A 15,785-nucleotide genomic window follows, 5' to 3' on the forward strand; every position below is an offset into this window, starting at 1 on the left:
TTCTTCTCAAATCTTAATTTTTTAACCGTTCTAAAGTAATGATTTTCAACCCCCGATCCAATTTTGATAGATGGTGTGGTGGTTTAACCCTGTTAAAAAAAGCGCTGATCGTTGGTTCAGCGCTTTATGGTGATCTATAACTTAGGTTCCCAACCCGGTTCATAACTTCTAGACCAGAGTTCCATACCTTTTCTATTATAGATATGTCCATTGCTTGAGTTACAATCGAAGTTCTCGCCAATTCTGGAAGAGATATTTGCTAAATGACACAAAAGTGTACTTTTTCTGCCCTCACCTATTGGAGATCTAGGAACTTCTTTTCCTCTGATTGCTTCGAGAAAGTTGACCACATGTGAGGTACTCATATCTCCACCACCACCTAGTCCTGTACCTCCCTCGTCACCTCCTGATTTGACTTCGCGAATCAGTTTCCCATCTCGGTCAAATAATCTATACAGCTCCCTATCGACAAATACAGCTCCTTCGGTACCATAGATGACAGTACCTCTTCCACCACCGTACATGTCATAGTTATTTCTACTTTTCCCATCCCAAATGATGGTCTTGTCCCCATCAAATTTGAAAGTAGCTAGCATGGTGTCGTACATTTCCCAGCCATCATCTTTAAAATGATATTTTCCTGCATCTACGGCTACATGATTTGGGAATTCTACTTGCAATGCCCACCTAGCAATATCCAATTCATGGGTAGCATTGTTGCCTGTTTCCGCTGTTCCGAAATCCCAACCATACCAATGCCAGTTGTAATCCCATGTATTGTGCATGTAGGCTTTCCTCGGAGAAGGGCCTTGAAACAAATCCCAGTCAAGTCCCTCCGGAACGGCTGCAGGACTTGGGTTAGGAACCCTACCCCTTGCCATATTGTAAAATGCTTTTGCCATATATGGCTTACCAATAGCTCCATTGTGGATTTCTTGGATAATTTCTATTGTGTGGTCTGAGGAGCGCTGTTGGTTGCCCATTTGGACTACTTTACCATATTTTTCTTGATAAGCTACGAGTAACTCACCCTCCTTGGCATTGTGGCTACATGGTTTTTCTACATAGACGTGCTTGCCAGCTTCTAAGGCCATCCAAGTACCTGGTGCATGCCAATGATCTGGTGTAGCATTGATGATCGCATCCACAGATTGATCCTGAATTACTTTAAAAATAGAATTTTCTAGCTTGGGAGTATACGATAATAACTCACTAAATTTTTTGCCAGCATTCTCCCTCTGAGATTTCATGACATCACAGAGGTATGATACCTGTACATTTGTACCAGTATTGGACAGTGCTGGGATAAATGCCCCGAGCCTTCTCCCAAGACCAATGACGCTAATGTTGATTCTATCATTTGCTCCTAGAATTTTACCATAACTTTTGGCAGAAAAGCCCAGTGCTCCTATTGAACTGATTCCAGCGCTTAGTAAAGTTCCTTTTTTGATAAATTCCCTTCTGGATTGGTTATGCTTATCCATGCTTATTTTGGGTTAGTTTAATTCTTTGATTTTGATGTTTTTGAATTTAACTTCATCTCCATGGTCTTGCAACAAAATATGCCCTTCTGGAGCTTCTCCAAAATTTTCCCAGACTTTGTATTTGCTTTCACTTACCATTTCTCTGAAAACTTCTGAACCTCGCACATATTCCAAGACCTTGACGCCATTGATAAAATGTTCTACTTTATTGTCTGGATGAACGATGATCCTACCTTGATTCCATTCTCCTGGCTTTCTTACATATCGAGGTTGTTTGTCGGCAGTTTTAAGATCATAGAGTGAAGCCAAAGTCCGATTACCATCTCGTCCCATTTTGGCATCAGGATGTCTTTCATCATCTAAAATTTGATATTCTAGACCAATAGCTGACCCTTTGTTTCCCTCTGATAAGGTGACAAAGTACTTAACACCACTATTCGCTCCCTCAGATATGTTGAAATCAAATGATAAGTCAAAGGCACTGAATTTGTCTACTGTGACAATATCACCAAAACTCATAGATTCCGAACCATCAGAAGCCTCCACCATCAATATGCCGTCTTTGATATGCCATCCTTTTTCTGGGAATGTTTCCTTGTATGCTCCAACCCATCCAGCTGAGCTTTTTCCATCGAATAGGAGCTTCCAACCATTTTGTTGCTCTAGATCAGTCAATTGGTTCAGCCCAGTATTGACTACGAATACGTCACCATTAAATGGAGTAGACGTCAAATCTTCAGTTTGAATGCGGATGTTTCTGAAATGGGTTTTTTCCCCTTCATAATTTGGGTCATTGATTGAGTGTACCTGCAAGCCAATAAAGCCTCTGCTGTCCGTATCATCAACAACATAGGCCACTTCCTGCCCATTGATCCATGATTTGATTTCATTACCAATAGCTTCAATTCGATAAGTATTCCATTCACCCATTTTGAAGGCAGATTTTGCAGGAGGATTTAAATCCAAAGGATAGATCCAGCCCCTTCTTGCTTCGTCATAAAGTCCCCCCGACCAAGCCCGATCTGTAGGATCAGCTTCGATTTGGTAACCATAGACTAATCCATTTCCATTTCGAGCTGTTGGATCAAATTGACCTCGGACCATGGCCCCTGAGTTAGATGAAATATGGTTGATCTTCAAATCAAATTCTAAAATAAAATCATCATACTGCTCTTCTGTAATCAAAAAAGTGTTTGGGGTGCCAAATTTAGCAATTCCAATTATTTCGCCATTTTCAATTTCAAAATCTGCTGCTCCCATCACTGCTTTCCAGCCATCGAGCGATTCTCCATCGAAGAGATTTACCCATTTTTCTTCATTTTGATCACTGGACTGGCATGATATCATTGAAATAGATAGCCCTAAACAAAGATAGCATAGGTATAGGTTAATAGAATTCATGGTGTTTGGATTAATTGTTAAAAGGACAATATTGTAATACTATTTTACAAAACGGAACAAATGCACTTCAATTAACGAAATCGATTCCGTTGATTTTATTCTTGAATAATATCATCAGGACTAGACTCCAGCATAGGCTGTAAACCCCCCATCTACTGGCACGATCACACCTGTGACGAAGGCCGACCCATCATCTAGTAACCAAGCCAAAGTGGATAACAAATCTTCCGGCTCTCCAAATCTACCCATGGGTGTTTGATCGATGATTTGCTGTCCTCTTGGTGTTAGAGTACCGTCTGAATTGGTCAGTAGCGCCCTATTTTGATCTGCCAAAAAGAAACCAGGAGCAATGGCATTTACCCTGATTCCCATCTTAGCAAAATGTACAGCAAGCCAATGTGTGAAGTTGGAAACTGCGGCTTTGGCACCACTGTAGGCTGGAACCTTTGTAAGCGGCTTGAAGGCAGAGAGTGAAGAGATATTGATGATAGAGCAGCCCTTTCTACCAATCATATCTTGAGCAAATACTTGAGAAGGGATCAATGTACCCAAGAGATTCAGTTCAAAGACAAATTGAAAACCTGCGGGATCAAGATCAAAAAATGATTTGATAGCATCGTTGTTGATGTCTCCTTCATTCATGAAGGGCCTGTCTGTGGTTCCATTTGGGTGATTACCACCAGCGCCATTTATCAAAATATCACAAGGGCCCCAATTCGCTAAAATTTGCTGATGAACCGTTTCTATGGATTGCTTGTCTAATACATTTGCACCAAAGCCTAGCATTACCCCATTAGGCGCCTCTATTGTGCTGATAAAGGCATCCGCTTCTTCTTTAACGAGCCCTACTATAGCTACTTTTGCACCATTTTGGACCAAGGTCTTTGCCATGGCTCCACATAATACACCATAGCCACCCGTGATTACAACTACTTTTCCTGATATTTGCTGCATGTCATTTTGGATTTTTTATTGATCAAATCTCTTCAATAAAAGTATCCTTTGGCAGTAATAAGCAGGTTATCTTCGCAATCGTTTCCAGTTATTGAGAACTTTCTCTCGCAGTAAAGACAGAAGGGATGATTATTTTTTTGTCTAAGGAAAAATCGGTTTTCTTGTCTTTGAGCCCTTTTATCAATTCTGTGGCACAAGCACTACCAAGGTCAAAGGCGGGTTGTGCAATGGTACTCAAAGGAGGATTCAAAAGGTCGGCTACTTGCATATTGGTGAAGCTGACAACTTTGACCTGATTTGGAACTTTAATTTTGGTTTTGGCCAAAGCCCTGTAAGCTGACAGTCCGAGTTTTTCAGCGGCGGCTAATACACCATCTGGCCTATCTAGTTTATAAAAAAGTTTTTCTAAGATGGCTTGGTTCTGTACATCGTCATGCCCAAACTCTAAAATAGAGGAGTTGCTAAGTGGAATTTCTAGCTCTTCATGTGCCTGAATAAAGCCTTTTTTTCTTGCCATTCCGACGATACTTGTATTAGATAAGCCTAAGAAAACCGTCTTTTTGCAGCCTTTCTCAAGTAAATGTTTGGTGCCAATGTAAGCAGCCTCTTGATCATTGGTGACATATTTGCTGCCCTTTACATTTTGAGCAATTCGGTCAAAAAAAATGATAGGTATATTTCTCTCTTGTAACCATTTCAAGTGTTCGACTTCTTTTTCCTCGTCTGCAAGTGACATGACCACTGCATCTACTTTTCCTCCCAAAAGCCCATAGACAATCTTTTTTTCTTGGGCTACATCTTCATAAGAATTATACACAATGAGACTGTAACCATGGGCTCTGCACACTGTCTCCACGCCTTCGATGACAAGGTTGAAAAAATGATTGACCCTGTCTGGAACGATGATTCCTATGGTCTTACTTTTTTGTTCTCTCAATCCTCTTGCATAGGCATTGGGTTGAAAGTTTAAAGCTTTAGCTAATTCAATGACTCTTTTTTTTGTCTTGTCACTGATTTCATGGCTATCATTAAGTGCCCTTGAGACAGTAGAAGTGGCAAGATTTAGTTTCTCTGCCAGGTGTTTGATCGTAATTTCGGACATATCAGCACGTGCGTCATATAGGTAAGCAAGATGATAAATATGCATAAAAAATCGGAAACGATTGCACAGGAATGTGTTCAAAGGCCTTACAATCACTATATCATTATCTACTTTAGTTCAAAATTTATTAGCAACCGAAATGAGTCAAACCTACTCTATGAAACAAACCATGCGTTGGTATGGTCCAAATGATCCCGTTAGCCTGCAAGACATTAAGCAAGCTGGCGCAAGTGGTGTAGTGACAGCACTGCATCACATTCCAAATGGCCAAGTATGGACACCTGAAGAAATCGAATTACGGAAAAAGGTAATCGAAGAGGCCGATTTGGTTTGGGATGTCGTAGAATCAGTGCCTGTACATGAAGAGATCAAGACCAGGTCTGGAAGATATCAGCAGCATATTGAAAACTACAAGCTGTCTTTAATCAATCTTGCCAAATCAGGCATTAAGACAGTTTGCTATAATTTTATGCCCATTCTAGACTGGACTAGGACTGATTTGGCCTATGAATTACCAAATGGGTCGAAGGCTTTACGGTTTGAAATGGATGCTGTGATTGCTTTTGACTTGTTCATCCTGAAGAGGCCTGGAGCAAAGGAATCTTATTCACCAGAAAGGATTACCCTTGCCAAAGCATATTTTGATCAACTCAGTTCTGATCAAATCGAGCAGTTGATCAGCAATGTCATCAAAGGTCTTCCGGGCTCAGAAGAAGGCTATAGCTTGACTCAATTTCAGCAGGCTTTGGATACCTATCAAGGAATTGACCATACAAGATTAGCGAGTAATTTAGACCACTTTTTAAGTGAAATCACGCCAGTAGCTGAAGCAAATGGCATTTCATTGGCAATTCATCCAGATGACCCACCTTTTGACATATTTGGATTGCCCAGAGTCGTGAGCAATGCCAGCGATGTTAGGAGAATTTTTACAAATAACCCCAGCAATAACAATGGATTGACTTTTTGTACAGGTTCCTTTGGTGTCATCGAAAGCAATGATTTACCTGCTATGGTTAGAGAGTTTGGCGGACGAATCCACTTCATTCACCTGAGAAGTACAAGGCGGAATGAAAAGGGGGATTTCTATGAAGCAGACCATTTGGATGGAGATGTTCCAATGCCTGCAGTTATAGAAGAAGTTTTGAAGTGGCAAAAAAAGCGACAAAAATCCATTCCAATGCGACCTGATCATGGGCACCAAATGTTGGATGACTTAAAAAAGCAGACGAACCCAGGTTATTCTGGTATTGGCAGATTGAAGGGTCTTGCAGAGTTGAGAGGGCTAGAACTAGGCTTGATTTGGAAGAGTATTTGACATTTGTTGAGGGAGATCATTGTGAGATTTCCCTCATCACTTCTCCTACCAAATCCATTTCGTATCCTCTAGATATCAAGTATTGTTGTACTTTGTATCGCTTTTTGAATGTATCTTTTTCTTTGGTTTGATGCCATTTCTTTTCGGCAATATAAAAAAGTGTTTTGAAGTATTCTCCTTCATCGATTTCTTTCATGCCAGACTTGATACAGTTAGGGCTGATGTTTCGAACTTTTAGCTCTTGTAGGATTTTATTTCTACCCCATTTTTTGAGTCCAAATCTTCCTCTCACAAAAGACTGGGCAAAGCGCTCCTCATTTAAAAAATTCTCACTAATCATCTCTGATATCAAGGCTTCTGCCGCCTCGCCATAGATTCCTTTTTCGTGGAGTTTGGTCCTGACCTCTTTTTGACAGCGATCTTGATAGGCACAATAGGCCGCTATTTTTACTTTTGCCTCGTGGAGGCTCCAGTACTTTTTGGGCTGATCGTGACCATATTCTTTTCTAGGGTAGGACATTTTGTGTAATTTTATGGCAAAGTAACGGCATTCGTTATTTTTTTCAAATCTATAAACCTAACCATTGAATACCATGCGTAAGAAAATCGTAGCAGGAAACTGGAAGATGAACCTCAATTATGAGGAAGGGCAAAAGCTCACCTCCGAGATTGTCAATATGTATAAGGATGAAAACATCAAAGATGTAACGGTTGTACTCAATCCTCCTTTTGTGCACCTTTTCCCTGTGAAGAAATTGATTGGAAATACTCCAAATTTATTTTTGGGAAGTCAAAACTGCTCTGAAAAAGCTGCCGGAGCATATACCGGAGAGACTTCTGCCTCGATGCTGAAATCATTTGGAGCTGAATATGTGATTCTAGGCCACAGCGAAAGAAGAGAATATTTCAAAGAAAGTAATGAATTATTAACAGCCAAAGTAAGACAAGCTTTGGATTATGGTTTGACACCAATATTTTGTTGCGGAGAACCTTTGGAGATCCGTGAGGCTGGTACCCATGAAGCTTATGTTAAAAATCAATTGACAGAAAGCTTATTCGGGCTGAGCGCAGAGGATTTTGCAAAAATTGTAATTGCCTATGAACCGATTTGGGCAATTGGAACTGGAAAGACAGCTTCCTCAGATCAAGCACAGGAAATGCACAAAGCCCTAAGAGAGCATTTGGCTAGTAAATTCGGTCAGGAGGCAGCAGACCATACTTCGATCTTATATGGAGGTAGCTGTAATCCTGGCAATGCAAAGGATCTCTTCTCTAAAGCAGATGTGGATGGAGGGCTGATTGGAGGAGCATCGCTGAAGTCCAGAGACTTTATGGACATCATCAAGTCGTTTTAAAATTAAAAGCCCTTTGGACTTCGTAAATGACCAAAGGGCTTTTTTATACATTTAAGACACTTTACTCAATCTTTGCCTTTACTTGCATCAGAATGGGTGACAAGAACATTACTTTTTGCCTACCTGTAACTTCAAATTGATCAATTAACTTTGAGTCAGCGCTTACTGATAACCAACCATCTGTATTGGATTCATAAAATGTATTAGAACCTGACATTTTAAAGATGATTTTACTCGGGTAGCCTTGTTGATCCAAGACTATTTCCAAAAACTTGAGTTTACTTTTTTCTCCCTTTTTTAAAGTATAGCTCAGCGTATTGGCGTCATCAGCAATTTCATAAGCAGAAGCTAAAGAAGGTCGGTTGATATCAGCTTGAATAAAGAAATCTAATTCTTGAAGCCAGTTCTCCTTATCAGGGCTAAGATGTACAGTTTCTTTGGTTTCATCAATTTGGATTTCTTTATGTAGTGTTTTTCCTTCCAGCTGGGAGGCTTGTTTTTTCACAAATTCTTCCAATTGAAAATAGGGAGGAACAAAATCCTCCCTATTTGATATCTCTGACTGACAAGAAAGTAATGTCAGCACAGCTAAAGTCCATACCAAATGTTTTTTTATCATGATTTTAAAAGGATAGCTCCTGTCATCTCAGAAGGAATTTCTACCCCAATTAGTTTCAATATTGTGGGTGCCAGGTCTCCAAGTTTTCCATCATTCACGGCTAATCTATCCACTCCATCTACCATGATGCAAGGGACAAGGTTGGTGGTGTGTGCAGTATTTGGTGTGCCGTCTTCATTGATCATCATGTCTGAATTACCATGGTCTGCAATGACTATGGTAGTATATCCACTAGCCAGCGCTTGAGTGATGACATCCTCTGCACATTTATCTACTGCCTCACAAGCTTTGACCGCTGCTTCAAAGACACCTGTATGACCAACCATGTCTGGATTGGCAAAGTTTAGACAAATGAAGTCTACCTCCTTCTTCTTGAGCTCGGGCTTGATCTTGTTGGCTATTTCAAAAGCACTCATTTCAGGCTTGAGGTCATAAGTAGCTACTTTTGGAGATGGGCAAAGTATTCTGCTTTCGCCCTCAAAAACCTTCTCTCTTCCTCCAGAGAAAAAGAAGGTTACATGTGGATATTTTTCAGTTTCAGCAATTCTGATTTGCTTTTTGCCAGCTGCTGCTAATACTTCACCAAGGGTGTTTTGTAAGTTATCTTTTTCAAAGAGCACCTTTACTCCTTTGAAAGTCTCGTCATAGTTAGTGAAGGTAATATAGTTCAGCTTGAGGGCTTTCATTTTATATTCTTCAAAATCTCGTTGCGTAAGCACTTGAGTGATTTCTCTGCCTCTATCTGTTCTGAAATTGAAGCAAATCACCACGTCACCCTCTTCGATGACAGCAACAGCCTGCCCTTTATCATTTGCTTTCACTATCGGTCTGATAAACTCGTCAGTTACACCATTTTCATAGGATTTTTTGATAGTGGCTAAGATATCCTTGGACTTTTCGCCTTCACCCAAAACCATAGCATCGTAGGCTAGCTTCACACGCTCCCAGCGATTATCTCTATCCATGGCGTAGTACCTTCCGACAACGGAGGCAATCTCACCTGTTGAGTTTTTCAAGTGATCTTGTAAGTCTTGCAAGTATTGATATCCACCATTTGGATCAGTATCTCTTCCATCCGTAAAAGCATGGATGTAAGCTTTTTCTAAACCATTGGCTTTTGCTGCATCACATAGCCCCTTGAGATGGTCGATATGAGCATGCACACCTCCATCTGATACCAACCCAATGAAGTGTGTATTTTTCCCTTCTTTTTTAGCATATTCAAATGCCTCCATCAATATTGGATTGGATTTTAAATCTCCCTCAGCAACAGCCTTATTGATTTTAACCAAATCTTGATAGACTACTCTTCCAGCACCGATGTTCATGTGTCCAACTTCAGAATTCCCCATCTGCCCTTCTGGTAGCCCTACTGCAAGTCCAGAAGCCTCAAGCTTAGCGTGTGGATATTTTTCAAAAAGCCCATCTATAAATGGTGTGTTTGCCTTATCTATAGCAGATACATTGGGGTTGGTAGCTATGCCCCAACCATCTAAAATCATCAATAATACTTTCTTATTCATGTCGCAAATATAGGTTTTTCTAATAGGTTTCTTTTTTTAGTATCAAAGTGTAAAAATGAGGATTCTTGTTCGTCAAGCCAAAGGAGAAACGGCTTATTTTTATTTCTTCATTTTATTTTCATCATTATTACAAGATTGATTTAACAGATTTGAAGAGATTGCACCTAAAGGCTGGTATTTATTGCACAAGAGTGCATCTTTGGCTTAAAATTTGTTTTTTTCGGTTTATGTTTAAATTATTGCCTTTTTTCTGCTCCATTGTGATGATACTCTCGTTTGTTGGGGTCATGCATGATCAAAATAACGAGGTCATCATGACTACATTCAAGACTGGCTCCAGTCGAGAGATAGCTAGATATTTAGAGCAAGGCGTAGAACTTAATATCAATGGAAATCAAGGCGAGTTTTCTAAGAACCAAGCGGAATTGGTATTGAGAGATTTTTTCAAAAAGTATCCACCGGAAAACTTTGAAATTGTACATGAAAGTAATTCAGGTGAACAAATCAAAAATTACATCGGAACTTATACCTCAATGGGCGATCCTTACAGGATTCTGATAAAAGGAAGACTCATCAGAGACGAAATGCGCATCTACAGCATTGAGATTATGAAATACTGATTTATAATCCCAGCTTAGAATTTTTGCTAATTTTGTGCTGTGAAAAACTTACCATATTTAACAGAGTCGAGTATTCGACAATTTATTGAAAGAGCACTTTTAGAAGATGTGGGCCCAGGTGATTATTCTTCATTGGCATCTATACCCAGTGATACACAAGGCCAAGCCCAATTACTTATCAAAGAAGATGGAATTATTGCAGGATTGCAGTTAGCCGAGAAAATTTTCAAGCAATTTGACCCAACTTTAGAAGTAAATTTACTTTTAGAGGATGGTGTTGCTGTAAAGTCTGGAGACATAGGTTTGACTGTCAAGGGCAAGGCATCTTCGATTTTGACCACGGAGAGACTTATTCTCAATTGCATGCAAAGGATGAGTGGAATTGCCACCAAGACCAATCAATTGGCTCAATTGATTGCACATACCAAGGCAAAATTGATGGACACAAGAAAGACTACGCCAAATTTCCGAATGATGGAAAAATGGGCTGTAGTTCTTGGAGGAGGCCTCAATCACCGATATGCACTGTATGACATGGTGATGTTGAAAGACAATCATATTGATTTTGCTGGTGGTATAGAAAAGGCTATCCATGCCACTCAGCAGTACCTTAGGGATAATAGGCTTCACTTGAAAATTGAAGTTGAGACGAGGACCTTAGATGAGGTAGAGGAAGTCCTTCGTGTAGGTGGCATTGATTATATCATGCTCGACAATATGGACTATGAAACCATGCGCAAAGCAGTCGATTTGGTGAATGGTAGATTCCCGCTTGAAGCTTCTGGAGGAATCACAGAACTCACACTTAAAGATGTGGCTGAATGTGGCGTAGACTATATTTCTGTAGGAGCGCTTACCCATCAGGTCAAAAGCTTAGATATCAGTCTAAAAGCTATTTAAAATAAGTAAAAAGGGGCTAAGCCAACGGTGAAGCCCCTTTTTTGTATCATATGGCTGAGGAATAATTTAATCCTTTGTGGCAAAATCAGGATAAGCACGCATGCTGTGTTCGTTGATATCTAAACCTTCTGTCTCTTCTCTTTCGTCTACTCTGATACCAATCGTACGCTTCATGCTGAAAAAGAGCAACCAGCTAGTGACAAAACAAAATGCTCCTACGGCGGCAATTCCAAGTAATTGTGACCATACTTGGCTTAAACTTGCAAGGTCTCCAAACAAGCCTACGGCGAGTGTACCCCAAATTCCACCGACTAAGTGAACAGATATGGCACCTACCGGATCATCAATTTTTATCCTATCGAAAAAGACTACCGCAAAGACTACCAAGGTGCCTCCAATAAAGCCGATAATAGCAGACTCGCCTACACTCATCAAATCAGCACCAGCCGTAATACCAACCAATCCTGCCAAAATTCCATTTAGTACCATAGTGATATCATAGGATTTGAATTTCAAGTAAGATGCTATCAATGCTCCAAAAGCACCACTTGCACCTGCAATCGCTGTAGTCACAAATACCAAGGATACAGTACCTGGGTCAGCTGTAAGGACAGAACCGCCATTGAAACCAAACCATCCGAACCAAAGTAAAAATACTCCTACTGTGGCCAGCGGAATGTTATGACCAGGAATGGCACTCATGCCTTTTTCGGTGTATTTCCCAATTCTAGGACCCAATAGGTACGCCCCTACAAGGGCACCCCACCCACCTACGGAATGGACAATAGTAGATCCTGCAAAATCATAAAATGGCGTGGCAAGCGTATCCAAAAATCCTCCGCCCCACTTCCACATTCCAACAATAGGGTATACGATCCCTACATAAAGAATCGAAAAGAAAATAAAGGGGCCTAACTTAATTCGTTCTGCCACAGCACCTGATACGATGGTCGCCGCGGTCGCCGCAAACATGGCCTGAAAGATGAAATCTGTAAAAAAGGTATAACCTTCATTGTAAGCAAAAGTATTTCCGCCTTCTGGAAGCGCTATACCAAGCCCTCCTAGTCCAAAAAAGCTTCCAATAAAGTCATCCCCTGGATACATCAGATTAAACCCTATAAAAGCATAGGTCAATAAACCTATCGCTGGGATAATGGTATTTTTAAATAATATATTGACAGTGTTTTTGGCACGGGTAAGACCGGCCTCCAAGCTTGCAAAACCTAAGTGCATGATAAAGACCAAAATGGTGGCCACCATCATCCACAGGTTGTTTATGGTAAACATTTCTTGATTCATAGGTTTGTATAGGTTTTGAGTGAAATAGGTAATATAATCTTTACTTATAATGCGGCTTCTCCAGTGTCTTGATTTCTGATTCTATAAGCCTCTTGGATGTCGGATACGAAGATTTTTCCATCTCCAACTTCTCCCGTTTTTCCTTCTGTCAGAATGCAGTTGATCACAGGCTCTACCAAATCTTCAGTGGTGACGATTTCTACTTTGGTTCTTGGGATATATGATGGCTCGAAAGCCACCCCTCTGTAGGTCTGAGGGCGTGCATGCTCTAGCCCCATACCTTTGACATCATAGAAAGAGAGGAATTTCACCCCTAAGCCAGCTACACATTTGTAGATGTCTTCAAATTTCGATGTTCTAATGATTGCTTCTATTTTTTTCATTTTAGTCAATGAATTAGTGGTTTTGTTGAATTTATGCTTCAAATCTAAAAGAAATTGTGTTAAAAAAATAATAATGGTTAATTTTTGAACCTGTTTTTATCAAAAACAATATATAAATCCAATTAATAGGGTAAAAAATTAGCATTATTTTCTTTAGATCATGATAAGTAATTGAATTTGGGTTATAATTTAAACTCAAATTTTAGAATGAAGCAATGAAAATTGGAAAGTTGATTTGAGTAACAGGCATGGGAAAGTGATGATTTTTTGAGTTTTACCTTTGTCTAAAAAATGAAAGGCCTAAATTTGAAGCTGTGGAATCAAAATCTATATTTTCAAATATGCAAAACAAACCAACACTTTTGGTCTTGGCTGCCGGAATGGGCAGTAGATATGGAGGCAATAAGCAAGTAGACGGCTTTGGTCCTCATGGAGAAACAATCCTGGAGTATTCTATATATGATGCCATTCGGGCTGGATTCGGCAAGGTGGTTTTCATTGTAAGGCAAGAAATTCTAGAACTAGCTAAGGAAAAGTTTCTACCTAAAATCGAAGGAAAGATCGAAGTAGACTTTGTCTTGCAGTCGATTACATCACATGTCCCAGAGGAGTTTCAAAACCCAGATCGTGCCAAACCATACGGAACAGCACATGCTGTACTTTGTGCAAAGGACGCTGTCAAGAAACCCTTTGCGGTGATCAATGCGGATGATTTTTATGGAAAAGAGGCTTTTGAGGTGATAGGAAAGTTCTTAACAAATGGTGTACAGCCAAATCTCCATGCTATGGTGGGCTATGCCATCCAAAATGTGCTTTCGGATAATGGAACAGTCAGCCGTGGAGTATGTGAAATGAATGCCTCCAATCAATTGATCGGAATGGTGGAGCGTACTTCAATTGCCAAAGAAGGTGGCAAAATCATCGCTAAGGGAGATGGTGAAGAAATTGTAATACCAGAAGGAACACCGGTTTCAATGAATTTCTGGGGTTTTCACCCTGCTGTTTTTACAGACATTGAGCAAATGTGGAATGAATTTCTCCCAGCCAATAAAGAGAATATCAAATCGGAATTCTTCATTCCTTTGGTGGCCAATGACTTGATCGAATCAGGTAAAGCAGCAGTTGAAGTTTTGGAAGGTGGTAAGACTTGGTTTGGGGTGACTTATACTGAAGACAAGCCAGTAGTAATAGAGTCTCTCAAGAAATTACACGAGTTGGGAGAGTATCCAGAAAATCTTTGGACTTAATAAGAAGAGAGGTGAAATATATCATTTGATGAAATCAGTCCAAGACATTTGATCAAATCTGATTTTAATACTATTTGAAGCTATTCTTTGTAATTAGGTAAAATAACTCGTGACTATTAAGTTCTTTTAAAAAGTGCTTGCTTGGCATTTACATCGTAGTCACTTTGCAAGTTAAACGCAAAATACAAAAAAGGCAGCCAGCTTAATGCTGGTTGCCTTTTTTGTAAATCATTTAAGATGTATATCCGCTTACTTGCAAGTGGCCGAACAATTAATAAAAAAATGTACGATTTCACATTCAGTTGACCATGGGCTGTTGTCTGTGGACGAGTATTCGCATGATGTAATGCCTCTTTTAGCTTAACGTGCAACATTGCGGATAATCATATAATTTAAAATACCAATCAACTACCTACTAGCTCTAGTAATTTTGAAATAGCTTCATCACCAGGCCTTGGCGCATTTGGTGTCACCAGTTTATTGTCTTTGCCAATGATCAGGTATCGTGGTATACCCCACACTTTGAAATATTTCATAATTTCCGCATCAAAGCCCTGACCTGCATAGACATGTACGCCACGCATCGGATTTTTATCCAGGTATTTTTTCCAAGGCTCTTCTGTTTCATCTATAGATACATACATCAGCACAATATCTTCATGATCTCTTAGCTGCATTTCAAAATCAGGAGTTTTGGTTCTGAAAGTTTGAATACAAGGGCCACACCAGCTTGCCCATAAGTCTAAGTATATTACCTTGTCTTTGAAATCAGCAAGGTTTACTTTATCTCCTTGCAGGTTAATAAAACTGAAATTCTCCACTAAAGCACCTGTTTTTAATTTCTCTAGTGAAACCAAAGATTCATCAAGAACTGAGTTAAATTGTGAAGAGCTAAACTCACTTTTAAATGCCATTATAGCTTCTTCACTTTCCTCATAAGTTCCAGTTAACATCAACATATCATTGATAATCAAAGATGCTAAAAATAACTCTCGATCTTCACCACGAATGGTTCTGACGTAGTTTGGTACATCCGAATTAGGCATCCCAAAAGGTATTTTCATAGCAGAATGCAAGGCCATCATCAAGGAGCGCGCCAGGTCATCTGACAATTGTTCTATTTCTTTGTTAAGTCCAGTATTGGCTAGGTATTGGTGGAGGAATATTTGCTTTTCTTTGACCTCAAGCTCCTGTGCTCTATCTAGGTATAGCTCCGCTAGTTGTACAAGCATGGTTTGTGTATACGCTTTGGCGAGTGCTCTTTCATCTTCCTCAAGACTTCCTACCCGATCTTGGTGATATTGATCTAATCCTTGCTTGATATTCAGCACAAAGCTAATGAAATCCTCTCCATTCGGGGTCTCTTCTACGTCATAGAGAAATTCACTCACTTGTCCGTAGAGTTCATTTTGCACATAACTTTCTAGTCCAGCCATGTATTCCACGAAGTTATCGGAAAAAGATTGCTGGGCACTAACCGATAAACTGACGCATAAGCCCGTTAAAAGAGAAAGTATAAGTTTAGGGAAATTTAATATGGATTTCATGCTTATTTTAGATTACTTTGACATTGTAATGAT

General features: G+C 39.8%; 15 protein-coding genes. 5 read left to right on the plus strand and 10 right to left on the minus strand.

Features of this window, described 5'->3' with window-relative positions:
• Positions 1-134 precede the first annotated feature (134 nt).
• The 4 genes from BW935_RS02930 to BW935_RS02945 all read right to left on the minus strand — a co-directional run bounded on the left by BW935_RS02930 (position 135) and on the right by BW935_RS02945 (position 4,986).
• Positions 135-1,484, minus strand: a complete 1,350-nt coding sequence (locus BW935_RS02930; protein WP_076498443.1) for a Gfo/Idh/MocA family protein — start codon at positions 1,482-1,484, stop codon at positions 135-137.
• 12 nt (positions 1,485-1,496) lie between these two features.
• Positions 1,497-2,885, minus strand: a complete 1,389-nt coding sequence (locus BW935_RS02935) for a 3-keto-disaccharide hydrolase (protein ID WP_076498445.1) — start codon at positions 2,883-2,885, stop codon at positions 1,497-1,499.
• A 120-nt stretch (positions 2,886-3,005) separates the two neighbouring features.
• Positions 3,006-3,839, minus strand: a complete 834-nt coding sequence (locus BW935_RS02940; RefSeq protein ID WP_076498446.1) for an SDR family oxidoreductase — start codon at positions 3,837-3,839, stop codon at positions 3,006-3,008.
• 88 nt (positions 3,840-3,927) lie between these two features.
• Positions 3,928-4,986 carry a LacI family DNA-binding transcriptional regulator gene (locus BW935_RS02945; RefSeq protein WP_084565782.1) on the minus strand — a complete coding sequence of 353 codons (1,059 nt, stop codon included), beginning with the start codon at positions 4,984-4,986 and terminating at the stop codon, positions 3,928-3,930.
• Between the two features lie 112 nt (positions 4,987-5,098).
• Here BW935_RS02945 and uxuA point away from each other — a divergent pair, with 112 nt between their 5' ends.
• A complete protein-coding gene (gene uxuA, locus BW935_RS02950) occupies positions 5,099-6,259 on the plus strand; it encodes a mannonate dehydratase (protein WP_084565796.1) in 1,161 nt (386 codons plus the stop codon).
• A gap of 16 nt (positions 6,260-6,275) precedes the next feature.
• On the opposite strand, the gene BW935_RS02955 is transcribed toward uxuA, so the two are convergent.
• Positions 6,276-6,779 (minus strand): regulatory protein RecX, encoded by a 504-nt coding sequence (locus BW935_RS02955; protein WP_076498451.1) that lies wholly within the window; start codon positions 6,777-6,779, stop codon positions 6,276-6,278.
• Between the two features lie 73 nt (positions 6,780-6,852).
• Here BW935_RS02955 and tpiA point away from each other — a divergent pair, with 73 nt between their 5' ends.
• Positions 6,853-7,614, plus strand: a complete 762-nt coding sequence (tpiA, locus tag BW935_RS02960) for a triose-phosphate isomerase (RefSeq protein ID WP_076498452.1) — start codon at positions 6,853-6,855, stop codon at positions 7,612-7,614.
• A gap of 61 nt (positions 7,615-7,675) precedes the next feature.
• Here the strand turns inward: tpiA and BW935_RS02965 are convergent, their stop codons facing one another.
• Entirely contained in the window at positions 7,676-8,233 is a 558-nt protein-coding gene (locus tag BW935_RS02965) for a hypothetical protein (RefSeq protein WP_076498454.1), read from the minus strand.
• Positions 8,230-9,756 (minus strand): 2,3-bisphosphoglycerate-independent phosphoglycerate mutase, encoded by a 1,527-nt coding sequence (gpmI, locus tag BW935_RS02970; RefSeq protein WP_076498455.1) that lies wholly within the window; start codon positions 9,754-9,756, stop codon positions 8,230-8,232. Before gpmI ends, BW935_RS02965 begins: the two co-directional genes overlap by 4 nt.
• A gap of 227 nt (positions 9,757-9,983) precedes the next feature.
• Between gpmI and BW935_RS02975 the strand changes: the two genes are divergently transcribed.
• Both BW935_RS02975 and nadC read left to right on the plus strand, forming a co-directional pair.
• Entirely contained in the window at positions 9,984-10,376 is a 393-nt protein-coding gene (locus BW935_RS02975) for a DUF4783 domain-containing protein (protein WP_076498457.1), read from the plus strand.
• A gap of 39 nt (positions 10,377-10,415) precedes the next feature.
• Positions 10,416-11,276 carry a carboxylating nicotinate-nucleotide diphosphorylase gene (gene nadC, locus BW935_RS02980; protein WP_076498459.1) on the plus strand — a complete coding sequence of 287 codons (861 nt, stop codon included), beginning with the start codon at positions 10,416-10,418 and terminating at the stop codon, positions 11,274-11,276.
• A 66-nt stretch (positions 11,277-11,342) separates the two neighbouring features.
• Here nadC and BW935_RS02985 read toward each other — a convergent pair whose 3' ends face one another.
• Both BW935_RS02985 and BW935_RS02990 read right to left on the minus strand, forming a co-directional pair.
• On the minus strand, positions 11,343-12,575 hold the full coding sequence (locus BW935_RS02985) for an ammonium transporter (RefSeq protein WP_076498461.1): 1,233 nt from the start codon (positions 12,573-12,575) through the stop codon (positions 11,343-11,345).
• A 44-nt stretch (positions 12,576-12,619) separates the two neighbouring features.
• Positions 12,620-12,958 carry a P-II family nitrogen regulator gene (locus tag BW935_RS02990; RefSeq protein WP_076498818.1) on the minus strand — a complete coding sequence of 113 codons (339 nt, stop codon included), beginning with the start codon at positions 12,956-12,958 and terminating at the stop codon, positions 12,620-12,622.
• A 341-nt stretch (positions 12,959-13,299) separates the two neighbouring features.
• On the opposite strand from BW935_RS02990, the gene BW935_RS02995 reads away from it, so the two are divergent.
• Positions 13,300-14,205, plus strand: a complete 906-nt coding sequence (locus tag BW935_RS02995; RefSeq protein ID WP_076498463.1) for a sugar phosphate nucleotidyltransferase — start codon at positions 13,300-13,302, stop codon at positions 14,203-14,205.
• A 404-nt stretch (positions 14,206-14,609) separates the two neighbouring features.
• Here BW935_RS02995 and BW935_RS03005 read toward each other — a convergent pair whose 3' ends face one another.
• A complete protein-coding gene (locus tag BW935_RS03005; RefSeq protein ID WP_245802630.1) occupies positions 14,610-15,641 on the minus strand; it encodes a TlpA family protein disulfide reductase in 1,032 nt (343 codons plus the stop codon).
• Positions 15,642-15,785 lie beyond the last annotated feature (144 nt).

Origin of the sequence: Belliella pelovolcani, assembly GCF_900156785.1 — a bacterium.
In the GTDB taxonomy this organism is placed as follows: Bacteria; Bacteroidota; Bacteroidia; order Cytophagales; family Cyclobacteriaceae; genus Belliella; species Belliella pelovolcani.